This is a genomic window from Arthrobacter sp. Bi26 (assembly GCF_918697925.1).
Lineage (GTDB): Bacteria > Actinomycetota > Actinomycetes > Actinomycetales > Micrococcaceae > Arthrobacter.
The window spans coordinates 18,323-41,012 of sequence record NZ_CAKKMF010000013.1 but is presented as its reverse complement, the minus strand read 5'-3'; the positions used below and the strand labels follow the sequence as shown (position 1 = coordinate 41,012).

Sequence of the window (22,690 nt, the reverse complement as noted above, 5' to 3'; positions counted from 1 at the left end):
AGAATGACAGTGTCGACCCTAGACAGCAAATACGCCTTCCGCCGCGAAATGGTGGACCGCCTTGTCACGGACCTCTACGGGCCTGGCGCTTCCGACGAGCTCATCACCGAGCGCCCTCTTGAGCGCTATGTCACGGGAGTACTCTGGCCGGCGGCGGACGAGACCTATTCAGAGGCGCCCGATGAGCCTGAGTCCGTGGCGGCCGCTTCTGGCGAGGCCTCCGTGGACAGCCCGGTGGCCAACGCCCGGCTGACTTATCCCAGCAGTGTGGGCGTGACCGTTTCCGTTGACACAGCACTTTCTACAGTTCTGCTCGTCTCGCCCACTGCCGCCAGGTATGCCCCGGTGCCTACCGTCCGGGACAGCGGCAGCAAACGCCGCGATGCATATGACTGGCAGCGTACGCCAGCGGAACTACCCGAGATCGTGATCGACCTGGCTTCAGCTGGGCCCCAGCGGCATTTGCTGGAGGGCGGAGCCCTGGAGCTGTACGCCTTGGTACGCACTCCTGAAGAGGCCGTCGTCACCGTGACCGTGGTGCTGCGGAACACCCAGCCCAAACCTGACCCGACATCAGATAAAGACGTCGCGTGCTGGTTCCAGGCCGGACTCTCCGTTCACACCCCGAATCCCGCTCTTGTGGATCGTTCGAAGCTGCGTACCAACGTTCCTTCGGACCCCGACCTGGCGTCGTCCGAGCTCCTCTACCGAAACCACATGATCTTCGGTGCCGGGCACGGCTGCGCGGTCGAGGTGGAGGTGTCCGACGTTGACGGCCGGCTTTGTCAGCGTGTTACAACGACGTTCGTCCCCCGCCAGGATGTCCACCGGTCCATGGCTGGCGTCAGCGGCGCTAACCTATCGCTGTCGTTCATGGGTTCCGCGACGCGCGACGAAGTCGTCGCTCAGCTAAACCTGCTCGGGCAGGACTACTCATCATGGATCACGGCATCCAGTGACTCGATGACAGCAGACGGTCACTCCCATGTCCCGCAGCACTTGCGGGGTGTCGCGGCCGAGCATATGAAGCAAGCGGGGACGGCCCACGGCCGAATCAAGGCGGGCATCCAGCTGCTTCTCAACGACGAGAAAGCTTTTGAGGCGTTTCAGCTGGCGAATCAGGCCATGCACATGCAGCGTTCGCGTCAGGACTGGGTGCGAATGGGAGGCAAGGGCGAGTTCGTACTCGGCGCCCAGGCGTGGCGCCCCTTCCAAATTGCATTCATCCTCATCAACCTGCCGTCAGTGACCGACGATCAGCACCCGGAGCGCGACATTGCTGATCTCCTCTGGTTCCCCACGGGTGGAGGAAAGACAGAAGCCTACCTGGGGCTTGTCGCCTACCTCCTGCTGCTCCGACGGCTGCGGAACACAAGTGTCCGGGGCGTTGCCGTGATCATGCGCTATACTCTCCGGCTTCTGACAATCCAACAATTTGAGCGTGCTGCCATGCTCATTTGCTCCCTGGAATCTGTTCGACTGGCGAATGAGGACCGGGTCGGCGGTGCACCGTTCGGCATCGGACTCTGGGTGGGCGGAGGCGCAACGCCGAACGACATCGCAACTGCACGAACGAACCTGGGAAAGCTTCGGAACAACCAGGAAGTCGTCGAAGGAAACCCCAAGCAGATCGAAGCCTGCCCTTGGTGCGGCACTCGGCTCACGGTCGACGACTATCGGATCGTCAAAGTGCCCTCCGACCGGATGCTCGTCAGCTGCTCCAACAAGGCGTGCGAGTTTGCGGACGGCCTACCCGTACACATCATCGACACAGACGTCTATCGGGAACGTCCAGAACTCGTGATCGGGACCGTGGACAAGTTCGCCGGTATGTCATGGCGGGGAGAGATCGCAACCCTTTTCGGACGTCTCGCTTCCGCCGACCTCGGCCCGGACCTCATCATCCAGGACGAACTGCACCTCATTTCAGGTCCACTCGGTTCAACCGTTGGCCTCTTTGAAACAGCGGTCGACTTGGCGGCCAGCGGCATCGGACGTGAAGATGGCTCCGCTAGTCGAAAGCCTAAAATCATTGCCTCAACGGCAACGATCCGACGAGCCAAGGATCAGATCCGTTCCGTCTTCAACCGCGACTCCAGTCTGTTCCCGCCGCCGGGGCTTGACCCCGACGATTCCTTCTTCGCGAACAAGGCGCCGTCCGAACAGTTCGGAACGCGGCAATATGTCGGCGTTCTCGCATCAGGTACGAGCCACGCCACGCTCATGGTTCGCACCTACGCATCCTTACTTCACTCATCCAATGTCATCGAAGGGGCCGCAACCGAGGACCGCGACCCCTACTGGACGCTGGTCGGCTACTTCAACAGTCTGCGCGTGCTTGGCTCGGCATACCTTCAGGTATACGACGACGTCCGTGCCCGGCTTAACCTCCTAGCCAAACGGGAGGGCCGGCTGGGGGCGCGCGGCATCCAGTTGAGTGAGCTCACGAGCCGCGTAGAAAACCATAAGATCCCCGAAGCGCTAAAGTCCCTGGAGAAGAGCCTGATGAGCGGCCGCACGCCTGAGGACGTGGTGCTGGCCACCAACATGATCTCAGTCGGTCTGGATGTGGATCGTCTAGGACTGATGGCCGTCATGGGTCAGCCGCAGTCGAGCGCTGAGTACATCCAGGCGACCAGCCGGGTCGGGCGCCAGCACCCGGGTCTGGTCGTCACGATCTTCAATGCAGCGAGAACACGGGACCGGTCGCACTATGAATCGTTCAACGACTTCCACGGTGCGCTTTACCGTGCCGTGGAAGCCACGAGTGCCACTCCGTTCGCGGCTCGGTCCCGAGACCGCGGACTGCACGCCACGCTTGTCTCGGCGCTGCGGATGCTCGTCCCCGAATTGCGGGGCACTGCTGGCCATGTCAGGGACGAGTCCCCGGCAGTGGACGAAGTAATGTCCTGGATCGGCAACCGTGTAGCTGCAGTGGACCGGGAAGAGGCTCCCGCAACCCGCGAGGAGCTCGAGCGGCTACTGAACCTCTGGCGAAAGGCTGCGCTGGCGGACGCCGACCTGCCGTACGAAGGAAGGAAGAATTCGCCTCGCTCCCTTCTTATCGATTCCAGCAAAGCCCTCGAAGATCCCGACTTCGTCTACAGCACGAGCAGCATTCCCTGGCCGACACCTCGAAGCATGCGCGACGTTGATGCAGAGACCGCCCTTCGGCCGGCCCCTATGAGGAAGGACGCCTCCCTTGGCTAGAAAGACCTACGCTGCCCGACGCAGCCAGTTGATCTCCACGTTCGGGGTAGGGAGCCTCTTCCCAGCCGAAAACAACAGTTTCATGATCACCAGCATCGATCAGTGGGACACGAAACATCTGAAGCCGGTCAGTGAGCCACGCCTGGCCCGTAGTTTGAGGGTGGCCGAGCTTCTCCTGCCGCCGGCGGGCGCGCGCGGGAAGATTCCGGTTGTCCGTTTTCCGCAAATGCTCGTGTGCCCCAGTTGCAACCGACTAGGACGTATTCAGCAGCTGCAGGCCTCCTACGAAGACCCTAAGTGTGGCTTGTGCAAGTCCCTGGCACCGCTCACGCCGTCCCGCTTTGTCGTGGCATGCGAGGACGGACATATCGATGACTTCCCGTATTCCTACTGGGTGCACGGTTTCACGCCAAGCGGCGACTCTGACCATCTGCTATCGCTCGCTTCCGAGGGCCGCACTTCGTCGCTCGCCGACATGGTGGTTCGGTGCTCGTGCGGGAAATCTCGGACTATGGCAGACGCGTTCAACTCCGTCGCGCTAAAGGAAATGAAGTGCCAGGGAAACCGACCGTGGCTCGGTTATGGCTACCGGGAACGCGACTGCGGCAAAGCGCCCAAGACGGTTCAGCGTGGCGCCTCGAATGTTTGGTTCCCCGTGGTTCGGTCCGCGATTTCCATTCCGCCCTACTCCGAGTTTCTCGCCAAGGTGGTGACGTCAAAAGCCTCCCAGCTTAGTCAACCGCAGGCTCTGGAGCCCGGCTCCACCTGGGTTCTTGAGGGCGTGGTGCAGGAATTTGACGGCCGCTTCTCAGCTGACGAACTTCGCGCAGAAATTAAGCGCCAATTCCACGGCAATGAGGAAACTGAGCTCTCTGAAGAACAGCTCAGGGAGCAAGAATTCCTAGCGCTGATGAACGGGCGCCGGGACAGCCCGGACACCGACTTCGTCGCCGAGAAAGTGGCAGTGCCTGAGGCCCACCAGCACTGGATCAAGGCCGCGCGAAAGGTCACCCGGCTCAGGGAGGTCCGCGCACTGTACGGCTTTAGCCGGTTGCATCCAAGGAGTGAAGACAAGCCTGACGCCAAGCTGTCGCCGCTTTCACCTGACGACAACCGCCAGAACTGGCTGCCCGCAATTGAGACGCTGGGTGAGGGACTCTTTGTGGCTCTGGACCGATCACAGGTTGAGGCTTGGGCTGAAACGGACTTCGCAGCCGGCAGGGAGAAAACCCTCCGCCTAAACGCGAAACGTGCGGCTGAGCAGCGCGGTCAGGACCCGGTTCCCGTCAGCATCGTGGAGACCCTGATTCACACGTTGTCCCACATCATCATCGACCAGCTTTCGCTGGACGCCGGCTACCCTGCGTCATCGATTCGCGAACGGCTCTATGTGGGTCCGGATCAAGTCGGAGTGCTCTTGTATACGGCATCGTCCGACTCTGCAGGCAGCCTGGGCGGCATCGCTGCACAGGCGAGCCCCAGGCGCCTCGGGCCTGCTTTGGACGAAGGACTGTTCCGCACGTCGTGGTGTTCAGCGGATCCTGTCTGCATCGAATCCCGCGGTTCTGGTACCGATGCACGTAACCTGGCCGCCTGCCACTGCTGCGTCCTTGTGCCGGAAACAAGCTGTGAGCTGTTCAATTCCAATCTCGACCGGGGGTCACTTTTTGGCGTCCATGGTCAGATCGGGCTTGGTTTCAAGGATTGGGCAGCGCTCAACCCCATCGCCGTGGCTGGCGTTGAGAAACCGGGCGTTTCGGACGTACCCCTCAACGACAACATCCCTCTCAGCATTCGTCAGAGCCCGTGGCTGACGGTCTTCTCCGAATCCGGTCCCGAGCTCCAGGAACTCATTCCCGAGCTCGTGGAAGTCGATGTAGAGCTCGGGGATTGGGGTGCCGACATCGGCCCCGACAACCAGTGGCAAGTGGATCTCTCGTGGGCGACTGCGCGCGTGGCAGTGCTTGTCGAGCGGGATGACGAACGTGATGACTGGCTCGCGGAGCAGGGGTGGACTACCTACCACACGAACGATTTTGCACCTGCGGACCTCGCAGACAAGCTTGCCGACAAGGTTTACTGACATCTTGTTTGGGGGGTCGGACCTCCGACCCCCCAAACAGGTTGAGCTCCAGTCCATGTCGCCTTAAATCGGTTGCTTAGTCCAGGAAGTACTCGTAGCTCAGCGGCTTCAGGTTCTCTGGCGATGGCCGCCAATCGGGGTAGACGCTCATCGTCCCGTTATCGGTGGCGATAGAACCGTCGAGGTGGCGCTCCCACTGGATGTCCGCCACCACAACAAGATCCGTCGGGCCATAGTCATTGGCGTGCGTCACCTCATTGCGTGTCAGGATGACCTTCTGGACGTAACCCTGAGAGCCCTTGACTTCGATGTGACGCTCCTCGCCTCCGCGCTTGGCGAGCAAATCGTAGGAACGGTAGGCGCCGACGTCGTCGACGCTGTACCCGGCCGCCTCGTAATGAGCAGTCGCCTGCCGGACTGCCTGCATCTCAATGGCCTTCTTCAATATCGGGTCAGCACAGAAACCCGCGTAGCGCTGCTTGACGCCGTTCTGTCCCCCAACTGGCGGCGCAACGAGCGGAATATCGAATCCACCCCAGTCACTATCAGGCAGCAACCCGTAGACCGTTTTGATTACTTCCGCGGGTAGTTTGAAGAGATAGCCCTGATTTGGTTTGAGTCCGCTGGTCGGATGCTTCTGGAACGGAAAGTAGATCGTGAGGCCGGCCGTGTCCGTAAAGTCTCGTTCAAGTTCGCTTTTGACGCCAAGAATGTCTTCCTGGTGGTCCGCCCGAAGGTCTGTCAGCAGGTATGGCCGGGAAAGCGCGGTGTACTTGGTGAGGGGAATCGTGTTGGCCGGCTTGCCGAACCAGTCCCCCGCCCGGGGCTGCAACTCGCCCGCCACAATTGAGGCGCCGTACATCCCCGATTTGAATCCCATGGGATTATTTTTCCCCACCCAGTGAAGAACCACATCGCCAATTCGCACATCGTGCATCAGGTCATATCGGGATGTATCCGGAGCAATGAGCTCGCTCCCCCAGGTGTCCACGTTGACCAGTTCCATCCAGTAACGCTGCGAGGCGTCGCCGTCCCACCATCGTGCTTTTTTCCCAACCGCACTAACCGTCATTGCTCCCCCAAATGGTTGTCACTGATCTTCACAAGTATTGTGACTACTTTGTACCAAGCAGCTCCGACGGTTTGCCGCTCCACGACACGACCAAGCCGTCGCGTGCGCGTGTTGCCGCGACGTACAGCAGCGACCGTTCACGGAGAATGGCGTCGGTCTGCTCCGCCGGCGCCAAGTCCTTCACCTGGTAGGAAGCGGGCAGGGTTTGGTCCGAAATCCCAAAAAGAACCACCCGGGTGAACTCCATACCCTTCGACCGGTGCATTGTCATCACGGACGGCACACCAAGCACCGTCGCTGCACCAGCCGTCCTGGCTTCAAGATCGCGTTCGTTCAGCCCGTTGATGACTTTGCCGACCTGGAAATTCGAGCGGACCAGGATTCCGACGGTCTCCAGCGGCACCCCTTCGTCTTTCCACTTCCGCAGGTAGCCAGCAAGGTTGTCCAGTTCCTCGGCGATCGAAGCGGAGGCTATTTCTTCCGGCCGTGGCCCTACCCGCGAGGAGGTATAGCCATTAATTGACTCCTGCTCGCCTTCAATATCTGTCACCGGAGCTCCGCTAAGAAGCCCGACGGCGTAGGCCAGGTTCTGCTGGGTGGTGCGGTAATTGAGCGTCAATCTGCGTGAACGGCCGACGATGCCAATCCCGAAACGGGACAAAGGGACCTTCTGGCCGTAGATGCGCTGGTGCGAGTCCTCTGCGATGAAAAGGTCATCCGGTCCCTGCTGGACCAGCTCCCGGAGGAACAGCCAGTGGCCGGCGTGCAAGTCCTGCGCTTCATCGATCAGTACATGATCAACAAGACGGGCTTCGCTGGCCTCTGCACGCCGGCGAAGCACCAGGGCAGCGAGGTGCGCCAGCTCCACGAACGAGGCATGCATCTCGATGCGGTTGTAGTACCGGTAGGCTTCCACGACTTTCCAGACTGCAAGCCGTTTCGCCCGGTTCAAGGCCGTGCCGCGGCCGGCGCGGGGAACCTTTAGGTACTCGTCCTTGCCGCTGATGAAGTTGGGCAGGATCACGGTTTCGTATTCCTGCTGGAGGAACGTCGGGTTGGCGAGCTCGAGTTCCAGCTGATGATCGACGTCGGCCAGGGCTGACTCCCATTGCTGGCGGGCACTATCCGCGTCCACAATCTTCCCCGGCGCAGAGACCTCGAGCCCGAAGAGATCCTTCATGGCGCGGCGCTGCTCGGTTTCCTGGGCACCGCGAAACACCTTGCTGACGAGTGAATCCACACCGGAAATGTAGATGCCGGGTGCTCCTGGCTTTGCCGCCCGCGGAAGATCCGCATCCAGCTTCGACAATCCGTTTTCCAGCGAATCTGCCAGGGTTGTCGTGTAGGTCGTCAGAACAATCCGCGAGGCCGGTTCAGTGGCGGCCAGCATCCGGGCGCGGTGGAGAAGGACCACGGTTTTGCCTGTTCCGGCACCACCGGAGAGGCGGAAGGAGCCGTTGTAGCGGCGTTCCGAGTAGACACGCTGTTCCGGATGAAGGAACGTCCGCCAGGAATCGAAGTCCCCACCTTCGATGACCTTTTTGAGCTCGTCCGAGTTGTCGCCCACAAATGTGAATTGCATCTTCGTGGCGGGATGCTCCAGGGACTTCCGGATCTTCTCCTCTTCAGTCGCCTGCGGGTCGTCCACGTAGCGGCTCAGCGCCAGCTTGTCCTGGACTTCTTGCACGGAAGTGCCGGCAGCCAGCTCAAGGAGTGCAGTCGCCTGCCACTCCGGCGCCTCGTCCAAGACGTCCAGGAGTTCTTCGTCCGAGGACGCGGCGAAGGCCCGGCCCACAAGATCCGCGGCGAGGCCAAGTTCTGAAACCAATCCAGCTGGATCCATGCCGCACCCAAGAAGCGGGTTCGTCCAGGGCTCGGCCGTCTCGCCGTGCGGCGACTGCGGCACTTCTGGCTCGGTGTCAGGCTCCGGCGTCGGACCATCAGGAACAACTGGCGTAACAGAAGGAACCGGCGGGACAGAAGCCGCATCGCCGTCGGGCGTGGAGGCCCGGATGACCTCCAGGACACCGTTGACGGAGTTCACCTGAAGCACGCTGGAGCGGGCGATGTCGATTGCCTCGTCGTGCGGCCAGGCGCCGTAATAGAAGTAGTGCGGGATGGTGTCGAAGGCGACTTTGAAGAGTACGGCCCGGTAGTTGAGGTCTATCCGGCCTGTCCGGACGCGGGGGTCCGCGGGCGTATGCATGGGTTCGATGTGGAGCCCCGGCGCGGTGTCGTCCTTCTGGAGCTTCTCAAAGAAGGAGTACACCTTGTTTTTCATGGTGCCGTCGATCTTGTCCTTCTGCTTGATCCATGTCACCAGCGCCATATCAAGCTCCCTTCGTCTTCAGCAGTTCCCGAATATTGTCAACGTCTGTTCCCACGGTGGCCCAGCCGGCGGCCTGAAGTTCAGAGCGCCCGCCGTCGCCGTCCAGCACGACGGCGATCCGGTACTCCGGCCACGCGATCGAGACCGGCAGGCCGTCGACCTCGAACCCGAGTTCCGGCAAAGCACTGATATCCGCATTGGCAATCGCCAGCAGCAGAGTCTTCTCGAACTCGGTGGCCTGCTCCAGCAGCTCGTTCCAGGCAGGGCTGAGCCCGTCTGACATCTCCAGCCGCGCGGCCTCTTCCTCGACCGATCCGCCAGCGCTGACCGTAGACATCACCGATCCGATCGTCAGCCCGATTGGCTTGAACGCCAGGAGGTTGGAGAGCCGCAACCACTCGCGCCAGGACGCCTCGTGCGCGGGCGAACCGACCGCTTCTGCCCTGTCGTCCAGGCACAGTCCGACGGCGATCGTGGACAGACTCTTGGGCGACCCGGCCGCCGCGAACCCCAGGCTCCCCGAACTGTACGTCCAGGCCGTGACTGTGCCAGCAGGCAGAGCCGGCGTCGCGCCTTGCGAGAGCGCCGCCGCGTGCGCATACATCGCTTCCGCGTCGCCGGGCTCGGGCCGCTGCGCCATCAGCATGAGCGGCACAAGTTCCGAGAAGTTCGCCCAGGCCTCGGGATCCGGCCGGTTGACCCATTCCCAGAGCATCGTCATCGCGTCCCTGCCCAGCAGGTCCATGATCGCGGCATTCACGGGATAGTTGGCCATGAGCTGCGCGTTGAGCTTGGCATTGGCCCAGGAAGGCAGCACCACCGGCGCCGAAGGACCGGCTTCGAACGCTTCCACGTCCTGCCACGTCACCGCCCACGGCACCGCGGCCCCGGAGAGCTCAGAGCTGTGCCGGAGCTTGTCGCGCTTGGTAGCGTCGTCCGCGATTCTGTTGTGTTCCGGGGAAGCATGGAAGGTGAAGCCGTCCGTGTAGATCGCCAGCACGGGGAAGTTCGGGTCCGGCGGTCCCTTGAGCAGGAAGTCGGGGCGGGTTCCTGCAACATCCACCTGCGGGATGAGCTGCCATTGGAACTGCTGCCCTGGGATCCGGAAGGTGATGGTGTCCGCCAGCGCACCGGGCGTCACCTTCGTGTGTGCGCCCACCGCCTTGAGCCGGTCCATCCAGGCCTTCCGGAACCGCTTTTCCAGCAGCGATTCGATCGAGGTCTCGGCGTCGGGCGCCTCTTCCGTGACAGTCCAGTCGGTGAACGACGGCGGGACGACGGCGCCGTCGCTGGCGGCCTCACCGGAGCGCAGCAGCAGGCCGAGCAGACGTTCCGCACTGGCACGCGCCACCTTGTCCACCGTCCACGGATCGGCGAAGGGAAGCAGGCAGTGATGGCAGGCCAGCCGCTCCTCGAAGCGGCAGCTGCAGTCGCGCACGGTCTGCCACGCAGCGTGCAGCAGTTCCCACACACGCTCGGCATTCGCGAACTCGGCCAGGTAGCCCGTGCCGCCGGGGACTTTGTCGTGCAGCATGAGGGCAATCCGGCTTCCGCCATGCGCCGGATCGTTGATCCGAAGTACTCCGAGGTGGTCCGGGGCCCCGCCCAGAACCTTCTGAAGACCCAACAGCAGGGCTGCCTGGAGGCTGGGCACCGAGAAATCGTCGCCATAGGTCACGTCCAGGGGCAGGTGCAGGACCACGCCCTGGGTGTTGAGTTCCCGGGCCAGCACCACTTCCCTGACGCTTTCCTGGGCTGCCTTGCGGTATTTGCACCAGAACCGGTGCTCGGTGGGCAGATTCTCCTTGGCGGATTGGTCCAGCTGGCCGCAGTAGGAGCATAGCCGGAACATGGGCGTCCTGACGTCGTCGCCGGCGATGGTCCGCACACCGCCGTTGGAGGCGGTCCGGCCTGTGTTGAGCCACCGGATGTCCACCCGGTTGAAGTATTCAACGCCGAAGTCGTAGCCTTCCACGAACCAGCGTTTCTGCAGGTGCTGCGGGTCGATGTCCGCCGCGGCAACAATCGTGAAGCGTTCCCGGACGCGGTTGTCGCGGCGGTCATTGATCGCGGCCTCGTCCCGGCGGACCTCGGCAGAGACTTTCTTCATGACCACGACGTCCAGGACCTGGCCCATGTCCGCGATCGCCGAGGTGCCGCAGCGCAGACAGTTCTGCACGGCCGCGGCGGCGCCGAGATCGGTCTTGATCCAGCCGCATTGCGGGCAGACCTGCCATTTTTGGATATGGCTTTGCTGGGGGCCCAGGTCCACGGCGTCAATCAGGATTTCCATACCCTGCGCGTAAAACGTGGCGCCGGGGGCGTATTCGCTCAGCGCTACCGAGGCGCCACGGTTGTACGTCCTAGTCTCCGTAACGAATTCCTGGGTGTCCGCGTCTTTCCAGGACAGCCCCACATCCAGGCTGACCGAGTCGTCCAGGAGAGTGTAGTTCGGGAGCATGCCGTAGGCCTCCAGGACCGAAATCCAGTACTGGCCGCGGAGCTGTTTGAGCTGGTCCCGGATCATTTTTAGGGTGGCTCTGGCGGTCCGGACGGCCTGATGCGCGTCTGAGGTTTTGTCGTCCAGACGGTCCGCGAGGGCGGCGACCTCCTCCAGCTCAGGCAGGGCGTTGCCAATTTCCTTGCGGCGGGTGTCCAGTTCGTCGACGTCGGCCTTCCACTCCCCCGCCGCCCGGACCAGGTGACGGGCGAGGCCGCTGGGCTCGCCGTCGTCGTGCCGTGACGCCCACGCTGTCAGACGGGCGGCACTGTCTGCGGAAATCCTTGCGCCGAACTGGTCCAGGAACTCGGTGAGATACTGGGTAGCGTTCGCCGTGGCGTCCTCGATCAGGTCCCCGATGAACGATCCCGGTGCGACGCTCCCGAGGGCTTGGATTGCGTCAACCGGGTGCGGCCGGCCCGCCGCCCGGGCAAAGCGGTCCGCGACGTGGGCCACGTACTGGCGCCCCAGAATTTCTTCCGCATCCAAGTACGTGGCAGGCGGCCGGACCTCGCCGTTGATGACGGAGAGCGGTTCGTGGAGTTTAGGCAGGTGCTCGCCGCGGCCACGCACGAAGGCGAGGACAAGTGAGTTGCCCGTCAGGCGGCCGGCCCGGCCAATCCGTTGCAGGTAGGAGGCCACGGATGTCGGCAGCGAGGCCAGCATGACGCAGGAGAGGTCTCCGATGTCGATGCCCATCTCCAGCGTGGGGGTGGCGACCAGGACGTTGGGCGCCTGCGGATTGTCGGTGCCGGACTTGAACTGCGTTTCGTAGAGGATCCTCGTGGGGGCGTCGAGGAGAGAAGAGTGTTCCCGAGCCACCACTCGCTTGCTCTCGCGTGAGGAGTACAGGTCCCGGTAGAAGTTGCGGGCGTCGGCGGCGTGTCGCTGCAGGGTCCCGCTGCAGCGGACCAGGGTGCAGGGGCCCCCGACCAGCTGGTCGATGACAGTGAGGCTTCCGGGGGTGATGGCCTGGCAGACCTTGCACTGGACGGTGTGACGTCCTGCGGCCAAATCCTCGGCCTCGGGGACGGAGAGCACGATCTTCTCCGGGTCGAGCCAGTAGACGTCGGCTCCGGAGTTCGATTTCGAGCTGCCGAAGGTTCCGTCGTCGGCGAGTGCGGTGATGAGTGCTTTGGCCAGGTAGCCGCTGTCGGCGGGGGCGACGCCGAGGCAGCGGGCCGTCCATCGTGCGTACCAGGACGCCGAGGATGTGACGCCGTCCAGGTTGTCGGTGGCTGCGGCGGCGGATCCGATCCGGGGGAAGGCCGGCGCGGGCCGGCCGGAGGGGAACGCTGGCATGCCTTCGCCCTTGGGCCGCCCGCCCCAGATTTGCCAGCGTTTGCCGTCGGTCGCGATGTAGCCTTTGAGCCATTCGTGGTGGACGCCGCCCTGGAGGCGGACCCTTTCCACGGTGCCGCGGATCCACTGCAGGAGCTGCTGCTGCGTGGGCGTGGTCTCCCCGACCATGGTCTGGTGGAGGGCCGAGTCGTAGGCCTTCCGGGCCACGGAGAGCATGCGGGTGGGGTTGCCAGCGTCGGTTTCGACGGCCAGGGACCCGGTGAGTTCCAGTGTCCGGCCGGTCCGGGACTGGAGGCCGAGCTCCAGGAGGGCGTCGAACTGCAGCCGGCGTTTGGCGAAGCGCCGTGCCCGGACGCGTTCCGCCGGGGAGGCCTTCGGGTCCCAGAACGGCCGGAAGCTTTGCCGGTCCACGAATTCGGGGGCGATCAGCTGGTACCGCGTCCCCGGGGTGTCCGCGCGGCCAATCGCGGCGTCCACGAGTTCCGAGAGCGTGGCCGGTTGCTCACCGAGGGCGCGCCGCAGGGCGGTGCGGAGCGTCATGGTGTGGGAGCGGGACTGGACGTATCCGGCCCGGTGCGCGGCGTCCTGGACGCTGTCGGTGAAGACGAGGGCCTTCTTTTCCTCGTCGTTCAGGCCCTCGGCGCCGAACAGGTTGGAGATACTTACGGAGAGCATGGTGGCGATGGCGCTGCCCATGAAGGCGATGCCGTCCTTGGCCAGGCAGGACGGGCAGACGTCCTTCTTGGACTGGTCGTCCGCGTCCTGCCCTGTGAGCATCAGGACGGGAATGATCCGCCCCTCAGCGAGATCGGCACTGTCCGCTTTCGGCGGCATGGAGGAGAGGCCACGGTTGACGGTGTGGAGCCAGTGCAGGCCCTGCACCTGCTCCGAGCCGTCCTGGTGGAATTCAATGATGTCCGCCTCGGCCGCGGCCGAGATAAGGGTCCGGAAGCGCGGGTTGTTCGTTACGCGTGCCTCCCGGATCTTCGAATCGTCCAGCTCCAGGTCCATACCCGTGGGGGCCAGGACGGCACCCCATCCTGAGCGGCCACAGTGCCGGCAATAGAGCGCTGGCAGGAACATGTCGTGGGACTGGTCCACACCGTCGTCCGCCCAGCGGAAGCGCGGTGAGGTGTCCACGGCGGCGTCCACGCGGGACATCTCGCGGATCCACAGGTGCGTTTCCACGGTCAGGGCGCCCCTGCCGTGGCGGGCGCGAATGTGGCTGAGCAATGCGATGACATGGGAGATGAATTCTTCCGCGGCGTCCGGCCTCACCTCTGCAGACAGTGAATGGGACGGGAAGATGGCGTTGGTCAGGTCCGAGAGCGCGACGGCGGTGCTCGCATGCGTCAGCAGGGCGGCCGTCAGCGGGTGCGTGCGGATCGCGTCCAGAAGGTCAGCGGGGGGTTCGTCGAAGAGCGTCTTCAGGATGGGCCCTACGACGGCTTCCGGGCCGCCGCCGGCCTCGCGCAGTTCCGCGACGGCGCTATTGGTAGTGGTGATGTCCGCGGCGATGGCGTGCAGGTCCCGGCCCTGGACGGTTCTGTTGCCGAGCCCTGTCCATGCCTCCTCCGTGAGGCGGGATTCGGTAATGACGGACTCGGGTGGGAACACTTCGCCGAAGACAGTCTCGGCGAAGCGGAGCATGGCGTCCGGGTCGCCTTTGCTGCCCAGGGTTGCGGACGTGGCGACGGGTGTCGCCCGGCCGAGCGGCCGGGCCCGGTCTTCCTCGCCCAGACCGTGGGGACGGCCCGTCAGGTCGTCCGGCCAGTAGCTCTTGAGGGTCAGCCCGAGCCGGCGCAGCAGCATGGCGACGTCCGTGCCCTGTGCGCCGTCGTAGGTGTGGAATTCGTCCAGCACCACGTATTGCAGGCTGGTCGCGGATTTCTGCCAAAGTGGCGCGTCGGTGTGGCGGAGCAGGAGCATGTCCAGCATCTTGTAGTTCGTCAGCAGGATGTCTGGCGGGTCCTGGTGGAAGACATCGCGGTCATTGATGAGCCCGTCCGGCGCGACTCTAGTGCGGTTGGTGTCCTTTTGGCCGGTGTAGAGACCGGCGGTAACGCCGGACAGCTCAGCGTGGGTGGTCAGCAGCTCGGCCAGGCGCTTGGCCTGGTCGTTGGCAAGGGCGTTCATCGGGTAAAGGATGAGCGCCTTGATGCCGGTGATGCCGTCCCGCTTGGCGCGCAGCACGTGGTCCAGGATCGGGTAGAGGAACGCCTCCGTCTTACCGGAGCCAGTACCGGTGGTTACCAAGGTGGGTTCCGGGCGACGGGGTGCACCAGCCGAGCCTTTGCTGCTGAGCCGTTGGAAGGCCTTGGCCTGGTGGCCGTAGGGTCCGAAGCCCTCGTACCAGTCCAGGCAGTCGCGCCAGCCAGGTTCCGCCGTTTCGAAGGGAAGCCGCAACCGGACGTAGGCGCCCTTGAAAAGCCCCTGCTCCGGATCCGCCAGGAAGTCCTTGATAGCGGTCTGCGCGTTCCCGTCCGTCAGCGCGAACGTAGTGGCGAGGTAGTCGGAAAGTCCGCGGCGCAGTTCCCCGGCCTGGGTGGTGGGCAGAAGCTCTGACATCAGGACTTCGCCTCCAGCATGCTCGAGAAGTGAGCGTAGGCCTTCCGCATGTCTTCCTCGCGGTCAAAAGTCTGGAACGGGAACTCGAACACGTACTCGACGCCGCTCTGCGGGTGCGTCCAGGTGCGTTCTTCGAGCGTGAGACTCTGCCCGACTTTTGCATACTTAGCTTTTACGCTGCTACTGACTTTACGCCCGTTGGCATCGTATAGATTTGCTTTCTCATATTTCTGAGTCACCCCGAAGAATGTACGATATATCGTGACTAATTCTTCTTCTGATATACCAAACTCAATAGCAGATAGTGCATCTATTTCGACTAGTAACTGACGACGCTCAGCTGAGCTGAGGCATGGTTCCACCTCGCTCCAAGCGCCCAAATCGACCGCCTCAAAGAACGAATCATAGGCGGGAGAGAGGCCATTAAGCCGAACTGCGCGTTGTGCGAGTTCTCTCTTTATCCATCCGTCCCTGACGCGGGGAAGATTTGATGTCACCGCTTGCTGCATATGCTCGTATCCCGCGAACTTGACTAGAAAGTCAAGCGTAATCGATGACCATAAACCACAGAGCGACGCAAGCTCGTATTCGGATACTTGAGGTCCTCCATAGCTACACACCGTATACGTGTGAGTCGGGCCAGGCGGAAGCAACGCAGCCTGAAGAGTCCTTTCATTTGTCGGTTTGACCCACTCCCGCCAAGCCAAACGCGCAAATTGATCCTCACGCCGTCCTTCACCCCAATCGCGCAAGGAGCGGACATACTCACTCCGCGGCTTTGCCCGCTGAAATTGGGTCCGAGGAATATAATCCTGAGTCAGGGACTCCAAGTCAATTTCGTCCCAGTCACTGTTGCTATGAATGGTCTCCCGCGGCTGCTTAAAGAATGGATTTCCGACTGTCAGATGTGGACCCTGCAAAATTACGTCATCCCAAGTGTCGGGTTTGGCCGATCCGACCTCAAAATAGCCTTTGCGTCGGTCACTTGTCTCGTGCCATCCAGAAGAATATCGAAGCGGAAGTTCGCGTACTCGGGGGGCCGAGCTCAGTTTCTCTAGCACCCGGGAGGTGGCCCGATTCACGGGATAAACCATACGTGCGTGCAACGCGGGCGTACCCGGCTCGTCGAGCATGTCTGCCCAGACAGCAAGTAGAGCCTCATCTACGTCGATGAGCCGTTCGTTGTGAGGCCGCTGGTCCCAATTGCCATGCGAATCCTTCAGGCCGGGAACATCTCCGTCCCCGTTATGACCCAAAGAGCGAACCAGGGTGTCGGGATGATACAGGGAAGCCGCCATACGAAATGCCGGCGCTTCTCGACGCGCCCCATATACATGGACTCCGTAAGTAATCTTGGAGTCAATCTCGAATAGCGTTAGGGCGTTACTGAACTGCCAGTGCCGACGGAGACGTCTGTAGGCCTCTGCACGCAGGATCGCGGCCTTCTTTTCAGTGAAATGCGACTCCGGGTGCAATAAGGCAACTACCCCGTTCTCAGCCGACGACCTCCATGTGCGTTCCATGAAAACCCTGTAGAGATCGGGTTGGAGGCCCGATAGCAGGGAGTACATGGCACCTGAGCCTATGCACTCAGTTATCACAGGATTCGTGACGGCATTCTCTACAAAGAAATCGACCATACCTTCATACGAGAGCGTCTGTACTCGTTTGGCCTTAATTTCTATCTGCGTAGGTTTGTCATTTAGCTGCCACCATGCATCGCCCTCGGCCAAGAGTGCGTCTTCATCAGAACGAGGTCGAACCCAGGGGGGATTGCCGACCTGCAAGTCGAACCCTCCACGTCCGAACACTGAAGCGAAGTCGAGTTCCCAGTGGAAAAAGCCTTGGTCGGCGGCGATTCTTTCGCAAACTTGCAGCCAGCTATGTTGCTGCTTAACAGATTCCACATCGGAAGCCAGAGCAAACTCAAGATCAGTCCGTTCGGCGTCGTTCAACTCTTCCCACGTCAACGACGAGCTGACCGTCTGCTGCCCCACCATCTTCGAGTCCTTGCCCTGGAGGCCAAGGATCATTTCCAGAGCCGCCAGCCATTGTTCCAGCGAAGGGGGCTTTGCCCCGCCCGTCGCTCGCTCGGTCAGAGGCCAGAACCAGAGCGCGTTCCAGCTATCCATCACACGGCGAAGCCTCTGGTAGGCGCCGTTCGGGTCGTTGAGCGTCTGCTCGATTTGTTCGCGCGTGATCGCCTGGGCCTGAGTGTCAATACCGGCACTAGTCTCGACAGAATCGACCACCGAAGGGGTCCTACCGAAGAAATCGATGTCCCGTTTGGCCTCCGACTCAGCTACCTGGAGCCTGCGTAGGGAAAACCTCCATAATGATTCGACGCGGCGTCCGAGGTTGACGAGGCGTTCGACCTGCATCTTGCTCGGCTTCGACTTGAAACTATCGCGCCATACTTTTAGGTTCCTTTGCGCTTCGACCGCCAAGTCCTTGACCTCGTCGACGTCGACGGCGGCGCCCCAACCGGCGGCAGGAAGAAGGAAATGGTGGATTCGACCAACGACGTTAGGATCATCGCTATAGGCAGTCATGGCCTCGACGAGCCCGGTTAGGGGCGCGTCCTGCGGGGCGCTCTTGAGCCAAGACTTGTCATTCACTGACTGCCGGGAATAAGTTGCCCGGCGGGCGCCGATCAGCGAGTTGCCTGGGCGCAGCCGCAGCCCGAACCACGGCGCCTGCAGGTCCTTCACCATGGTGTCCAGCCAGAGCGAGACTTCGGCGAGTTCAACGGCGGTCGAGTTCAGGTCGACGCCGTGGACCTGGTGTAGCGCGATCTGGGCCTTGACCTTCTGGAGCTCCTGCGGGTATTCATCGGACGGAATCCGAACGTCCAACTCATCCTGTTTGCGCTTCAGGTACTCGTCGGCGAGCTGGCGGACAGCTTCCAGGGCGAACGCGCCGGAGCCCAGGGCAGGCTCGCAGACCGTCAGGTTCAGGATGTCGTCGGCTGCGGTCGTCTGGTCGTTTTGGTCCAGCAGCTCTTCGAGCGCCTGGGACACGACGAACTTGGTCAGCACCTCAGGCGTGTAATAGGAGGCGGACTGCTGTCGTTCGCGGCCGGCGAGCCGGAAGACGAACGAGCCTGCAGGGTGAAGCACCGGGCGGCGCTCCCCTGTCCGTTCGTCTTCTTCCACCACGAAGTGCTTGGCGTCAATGGACTCGGAACGGTCAACCGGGACAACCCAGGAACCTTTTACCGGGTTTCCGTCTTTGGCCACCTCGAATAGGGGCTCAGGGGCGATGAATCCCGTGTAGGACATCAGGCCCTCGTAGACAGCTCCGAGCTGGTTGATGCCAAGCTCCGCGTAGGAAATGAAGCCGCGGTCCTTGCCCGCGGCCTCCTTGCTCAGCAACAGGTGTTGAAGGACACGTTGCAGCTCGGCGTTGCTGAGCTTGGTGTCATTGATGAGGGACGTTGCGGCATCGTGGAAGAGGTCTGCCTTGAGCGGCTGGAAGACCAGGCCTTCGTTCTCGCCGGAGGCATCCGCAGAGGGGTTATTCCCGGCCGGAGCGTGACCGCTGTCCACCAGGTGGAACAGTTGCGCAAGGGATTCGTAGATGTGGGTGCCACGCCGGGACTCCCGGGACTGGATGTTGACCAGGGTCAGCTCCCGGAGCCGGTCCAGGCCGTACCCCTCGTTGTATTCGCCGGCTCCGACCGGGAGGACGCCCATCTCCGGGGAGGCCTCCGCGTAGAGTAGGAAGAGGATCCGGTAGAGGAACCGCAGCGACTGGCGGGCCAGGACCTCACCGTCCACGTCCTGGACGCCCAGACCTGCTGCGCGTCGGCGGTCCAGGACGTCGTTGGCGATGATTTCGATAGAGCGGCGGATGCCTTCGCGCAGGTCCTGGGAGACGCCCACGGTGTGTTTGACGGAGGCCTCGAGGACGCCGTCCCACCAGATGGAGCCGTCTGGTGTCGGCATGAGCGAGTCCCGGCCGAAGATGGCCAGGAACCGGTCCGTCTCTGCGTTCTTCTTGGTGTCGTTGCGGTCCGCGACCAAGAGCGCGTCTGCGGCGAGATAGCGGCCCTCGGCCCAGCGTTCCTGTTCGGTCAGCACCAGCCAGCGGCCGGCCATGATCACGACAAATTTCGGAGTCTTGTCCGAAAGGTAGGCCTCGGACACGGTCTTCGCCACCGTCAGCGCCGGGGACGGCTCTTTGCCGTCCACCAGAACCCCCCCGAGCGGAAGCACCGTGGCCAGCACGTCTTCCAGCGCGTCCGCCGGGGCGGCCTCGACGAACAGGACCTCGGAGTTCTCCGTGGCCCACACGCCGGGAACGAGCGTCTCAGTGCCGCCGCGTTTGAAGGTGACGGCCGCCGTCGTGCCCCGAAAACCAAGGGCACCTCGCAGCAGCGCGTAGGCCTCGGACGCACCCGCTGGGTCTTCCGAGAGCCCGGCGAGCAGGATCTGAAGGCGTCCGCGGACCTCGGCGAAGCGGGTCGGGGTTGTGGCGTGGCCTTGCTGGCCTTCCCCGTCCCAGTTCTTGCGGAGTTTGACGACCTCGGCCTGGAAGGATTCCTTGGTGGAGTCCGTGGTGAAGAAGTGTTCGCTAGTCCAGTCTTCGCCCACAACGATTGAATCAAAGGACGGCATTACTGGTCAGCACCTTCCGGGACAGCGATAGGGGTTGCGCGTGGAACGACGATCAGGAGGGGGCGGACCAGGCGTTGGGCCGGGGCGAGCGACTCCGCGATGCGCTGCTCCTCGCTGACACGCTCGCGTTGCTTTTTCACTTCCGCCCGCTGAGCGAAGTCGAAGGACAGCTGGGTCCAGCCCGTGGCCCGGTCCTTCCAGGCTTGCAGGCGCTGGTTGGCAGAGTTGGCGGCTGCTTCAAAAGTCAGCTGCATGGTCTGCCGGGCGCTCTCCACCGCCTGCGGCAGCAGGGCCTGCAGCCCGTTTACCGTGGCCGGTCCGGGGTTGGTCGCCTTGGCGTCGACGCCGATGCTGCTTAGGTGCTCGCCCAGATCCTCGAGGGGTTCGGAGAGACAGAACGCTGGATTGGCGGAGTCGGGGAAGTCCACCGCGATGAAGGCTTTCGAGACCACCTGCCCGCGGCGGTTCATCAACGTTCCCATGAGCAGGACCTGGGCGACGTCCACGTCGCCGCGGACCACGAGGACTTCGCTGCGGGACATTGAGGACAGGGCCCGGTCGCTGGCCCAGTCCAGAACGGGGTGGAGCGGGCCGAGGTAGTGGGCCTCGGGCCAGCTCATATCATCGGATTCGCGGGCGCGGTTCAGTTCCCGGGTGCCGGCGTCCACCGTGGTAGCGAGTTTGAGTCGTTCGGTGACGCGCCTCTCGGACAGGTAGTCCTGCGGGAGGTAGCCCAGGCGGTGCTGGAGGTCAGCGGGCGGGTTGAGCTCGACGAGGCCGTGGCCGGCGTGGACGGTCCAGCCGAGGACCTTGTGCGGATCGCCGAAGGCCTCGTTGAGGGCTTCGTCGAGAAAGTCCAGGTCCGTGGAGTAGAGCCCGAGCGGTTTCTCGACCGGGATGGTCGCGGTTTCCTCACTGTCCTTCAGGGCCTCGAAGTCAAGGAAGTCCCAGAGATCGCCTGAGTCCGGATCGGCATCCGGCTCGCTGACAACGTCCTCGAAGTCCTTCTTGCCGAGCAGGACGTCGCGGATGGCGTCTTCCTCCTGCTTGACGCTGTACTGCCCCATCAGGGAGGCGACGTCGTTGAGGACCGTGTGCGCCTCGTACTCACGTTCCATAAGACGCGTCAGGACCTTGATGTCGCCGGAAAACCGGGTGTTGTGCGGGTTCAGGAGCAGCGTGGTGATCTGCGGCTTCTGGCGCTGGCCGAACCGGTCGATGCGGCCGTTTCGCTGTTCGATCCGGATCAGGCTCCAGGGGATGTCGAAGTGGATCAGATGATGGCATTCGGCATGCAGGTTCACGCCTTCGGACGCGACGTCGCCGGTGACCAGGACACGCAGGGGGCTGTTGCCTCGCTTGAACTGGTCCACGATGCTTTGCTGCTCGACGTCGGTGAGTCCGCCGTGCAGGAGGCCGACGTTTTCCGGCTTGAGGCCGAGGGCATTGGGCAGCGTCTCCTGCAGCCATTTGAGCGTGGCGACTCGCTCGGCGAAAACCACTGCCCGCATCGCGGATCCCTTGCCGACGCCGATTTTCTTCAGGTAGCTGACGAGCTCAGTGTACTTGGCCGAGTCGCCGGTGTTGGCCGCCTCGGCGAAGTTGCTGAGCCGCTTTAGCGCTTCGGTTTCATTGGCCTCGGAAGGGGAATCGGCGTCGAGCTTTCTGAGTCGCTCGGTGACCGTTTCGAGAAGCGCGGCAGGGCTGGAGAGGAACGCCTTGGCCAGGAGCCAGGAGAACAGCGCGCCGTTCTGGCCCGAATACGGTGCCGGCTTGCCGTCGGGGTAGAGCCAGACGTCTGAGAGCTCTTCGGCAATAGCGTTCTCCGCCGCGGAGGCGGACACGAGCCGGTTGTCCGGTTCTTCCCGTTCGGCCCAGTCGGCGCCGACTTCCTGGGCGACCTCGGGGCTGTGCCGGTGCCGGCGGATGATGAGGTTTTCCACGTGCTTGGGGTCGAAGGTGCCGTCCGGGCGGACGGCGGTGGGGTCCAGCAGCCGCAGGATTTCCGCAAACGACTCGTTGCGTCCGTTGTGGGGGGTGGCCGAGGCCAGGATGAGCGCCTCAGTGTTCGGCGCGAGCACCCGCGCGAGCTCGTTGTTCATGGCCTGGGTGTTGGTGACGTTGTGGGCCTCGTCGATGACCACCGCGTCCCAGTGCAGCTTGCCGAGCTGGGCCCGGTAGCGGGGGCTTTTGAGCGTATCCATCGAGATGATGGCGCGCTTGTAGTAGGTGAAGGGGTTACGCGTGGCCGGGAGTTTCTGCCGGATCTTCTGGATGCCGGCGGAGTCGAGCCGAACGAACGGCAGAGCGAAGCGGCACCAGAGCTCGTGCTGCATCTGCTCCAGCACGTGGCGCGGGGTGACGATGAGGATGCGTTCGCCGCGGCCGCGCTTGACGAGTTCGCTGAGGATCATGCCGATCTCGAGGGTCTTGCCGAGTCCCACGGCGTCTGCGATTAGGATGCGCGGGCGGATGTTCTTGGTATCCAGCGCCTTCGCGACGGCGATCTGCTGGTACTTGAGGTTCCGCGACAGCATCCGGGTGGAGACAGTCAGGTATTCCGCCGACTGGGGTGTCGGCGTCTTGCGGAGGGTGGTCTCCAGGAACAGGCGCGCGCGGCGGTAGTTTGGCGTGTCATCGGCCACGACCTTGGACTTGGCGGGGTCGACAACTTCGATGGTGTCTAGCGCGGAGTAGAAGGCTGCTGTGGTGTCCCTTACAAGCTCGCTGAGGCCCTGGACCCTTACGAGGGTGCCGTCTACCGATTTCTCCACGCTGGTGACGAGCCAGTCCTCGTCCCGGACACGGACCACCGAACCGGGTGCGACGTTGAGTTCCCGGTGTGTGGCTGTAGCTGTCAAGACCTGCTCCTGTACTTCGTGGTTCCCCAGCGGGAGCCCGTGTGCACCATGCGGCAACGAGCTCCCAAGCCATTATCGCCTCCAACTGAAGGCAGTGCTGACACCACGGGGGCCTTTATCCCGTCTACGAACAGCTAGTGGAGTGC

General features: G+C 62.9%; 7 protein-coding genes. 2 read left to right on the top strand and 5 right to left on the bottom strand.

Features of this window, described 5'->3' with window-relative positions:
* Positions 1–3 precede the first annotated feature (3 nt).
* Both LQV16_RS05235 and LQV16_RS05230 read left to right on the top strand, forming a co-directional pair.
* Positions 4–3,210, top strand: a complete 3,207-nt coding sequence (locus LQV16_RS05235; protein WP_229992844.1) for a helicase-related protein — start codon at positions 4–6, stop codon at positions 3,208–3,210.
* Positions 3,203–5,293: a DUF1998 domain-containing protein gene (locus LQV16_RS05230; RefSeq protein WP_290369330.1), complete on the top strand. Its 2,091-nt coding sequence runs from the start codon at positions 3,203–3,205 to the stop codon at positions 5,291–5,293. Before LQV16_RS05235 ends, LQV16_RS05230 begins: the two co-directional genes overlap by 8 nt.
* A 76-nt stretch (positions 5,294–5,369) precedes the next feature.
* Here the strand turns inward: LQV16_RS05230 and LQV16_RS05225 are convergent, their stop codons facing one another.
* The 5 genes from LQV16_RS05225 to LQV16_RS05205 form a co-directional block, all read right to left on the bottom strand.
* Positions 5,370–6,299 (bottom strand): DUF3883 domain-containing protein, encoded by a 930-nt coding sequence (locus LQV16_RS05225; RefSeq protein WP_229992843.1) that lies wholly within the window; start codon positions 6,297–6,299, stop codon positions 5,370–5,372.
* Positions 6,300–6,408: 109 nt separating this feature from the next.
* Complete coding sequence (locus tag LQV16_RS05220) at positions 6,409–8,694, bottom strand: 3'-5' exonuclease (RefSeq protein ID WP_229992842.1); 2,286 nt, start codon at positions 8,692–8,694, stop codon at positions 6,409–6,411.
* A 1-nt stretch (position 8,695) separates the two neighbouring features.
* On the bottom strand, positions 8,696–15,064 hold the full coding sequence (locus LQV16_RS05215; RefSeq protein WP_229992841.1) for a DEAD/DEAH box helicase: 6,369 nt from the start codon (positions 15,062–15,064) through the stop codon (positions 8,696–8,698).
* On the bottom strand, positions 15,064–19,683 hold the full coding sequence (locus LQV16_RS05210; RefSeq protein ID WP_229992840.1) for a DNA methyltransferase: 4,620 nt from the start codon (positions 19,681–19,683) through the stop codon (positions 15,064–15,066). Before LQV16_RS05210 ends, LQV16_RS05215 begins: the two co-directional genes overlap by 1 nt.
* Entirely contained in the window at positions 19,683–22,544 is a 2,862-nt protein-coding gene (locus tag LQV16_RS05205) for a helicase-related protein (protein ID WP_229992839.1), read from the bottom strand. The genes LQV16_RS05210 and LQV16_RS05205 overlap by 1 nt, the downstream gene beginning before the upstream one ends.
* Positions 22,545–22,690: the final 146 nt, after the last annotated feature.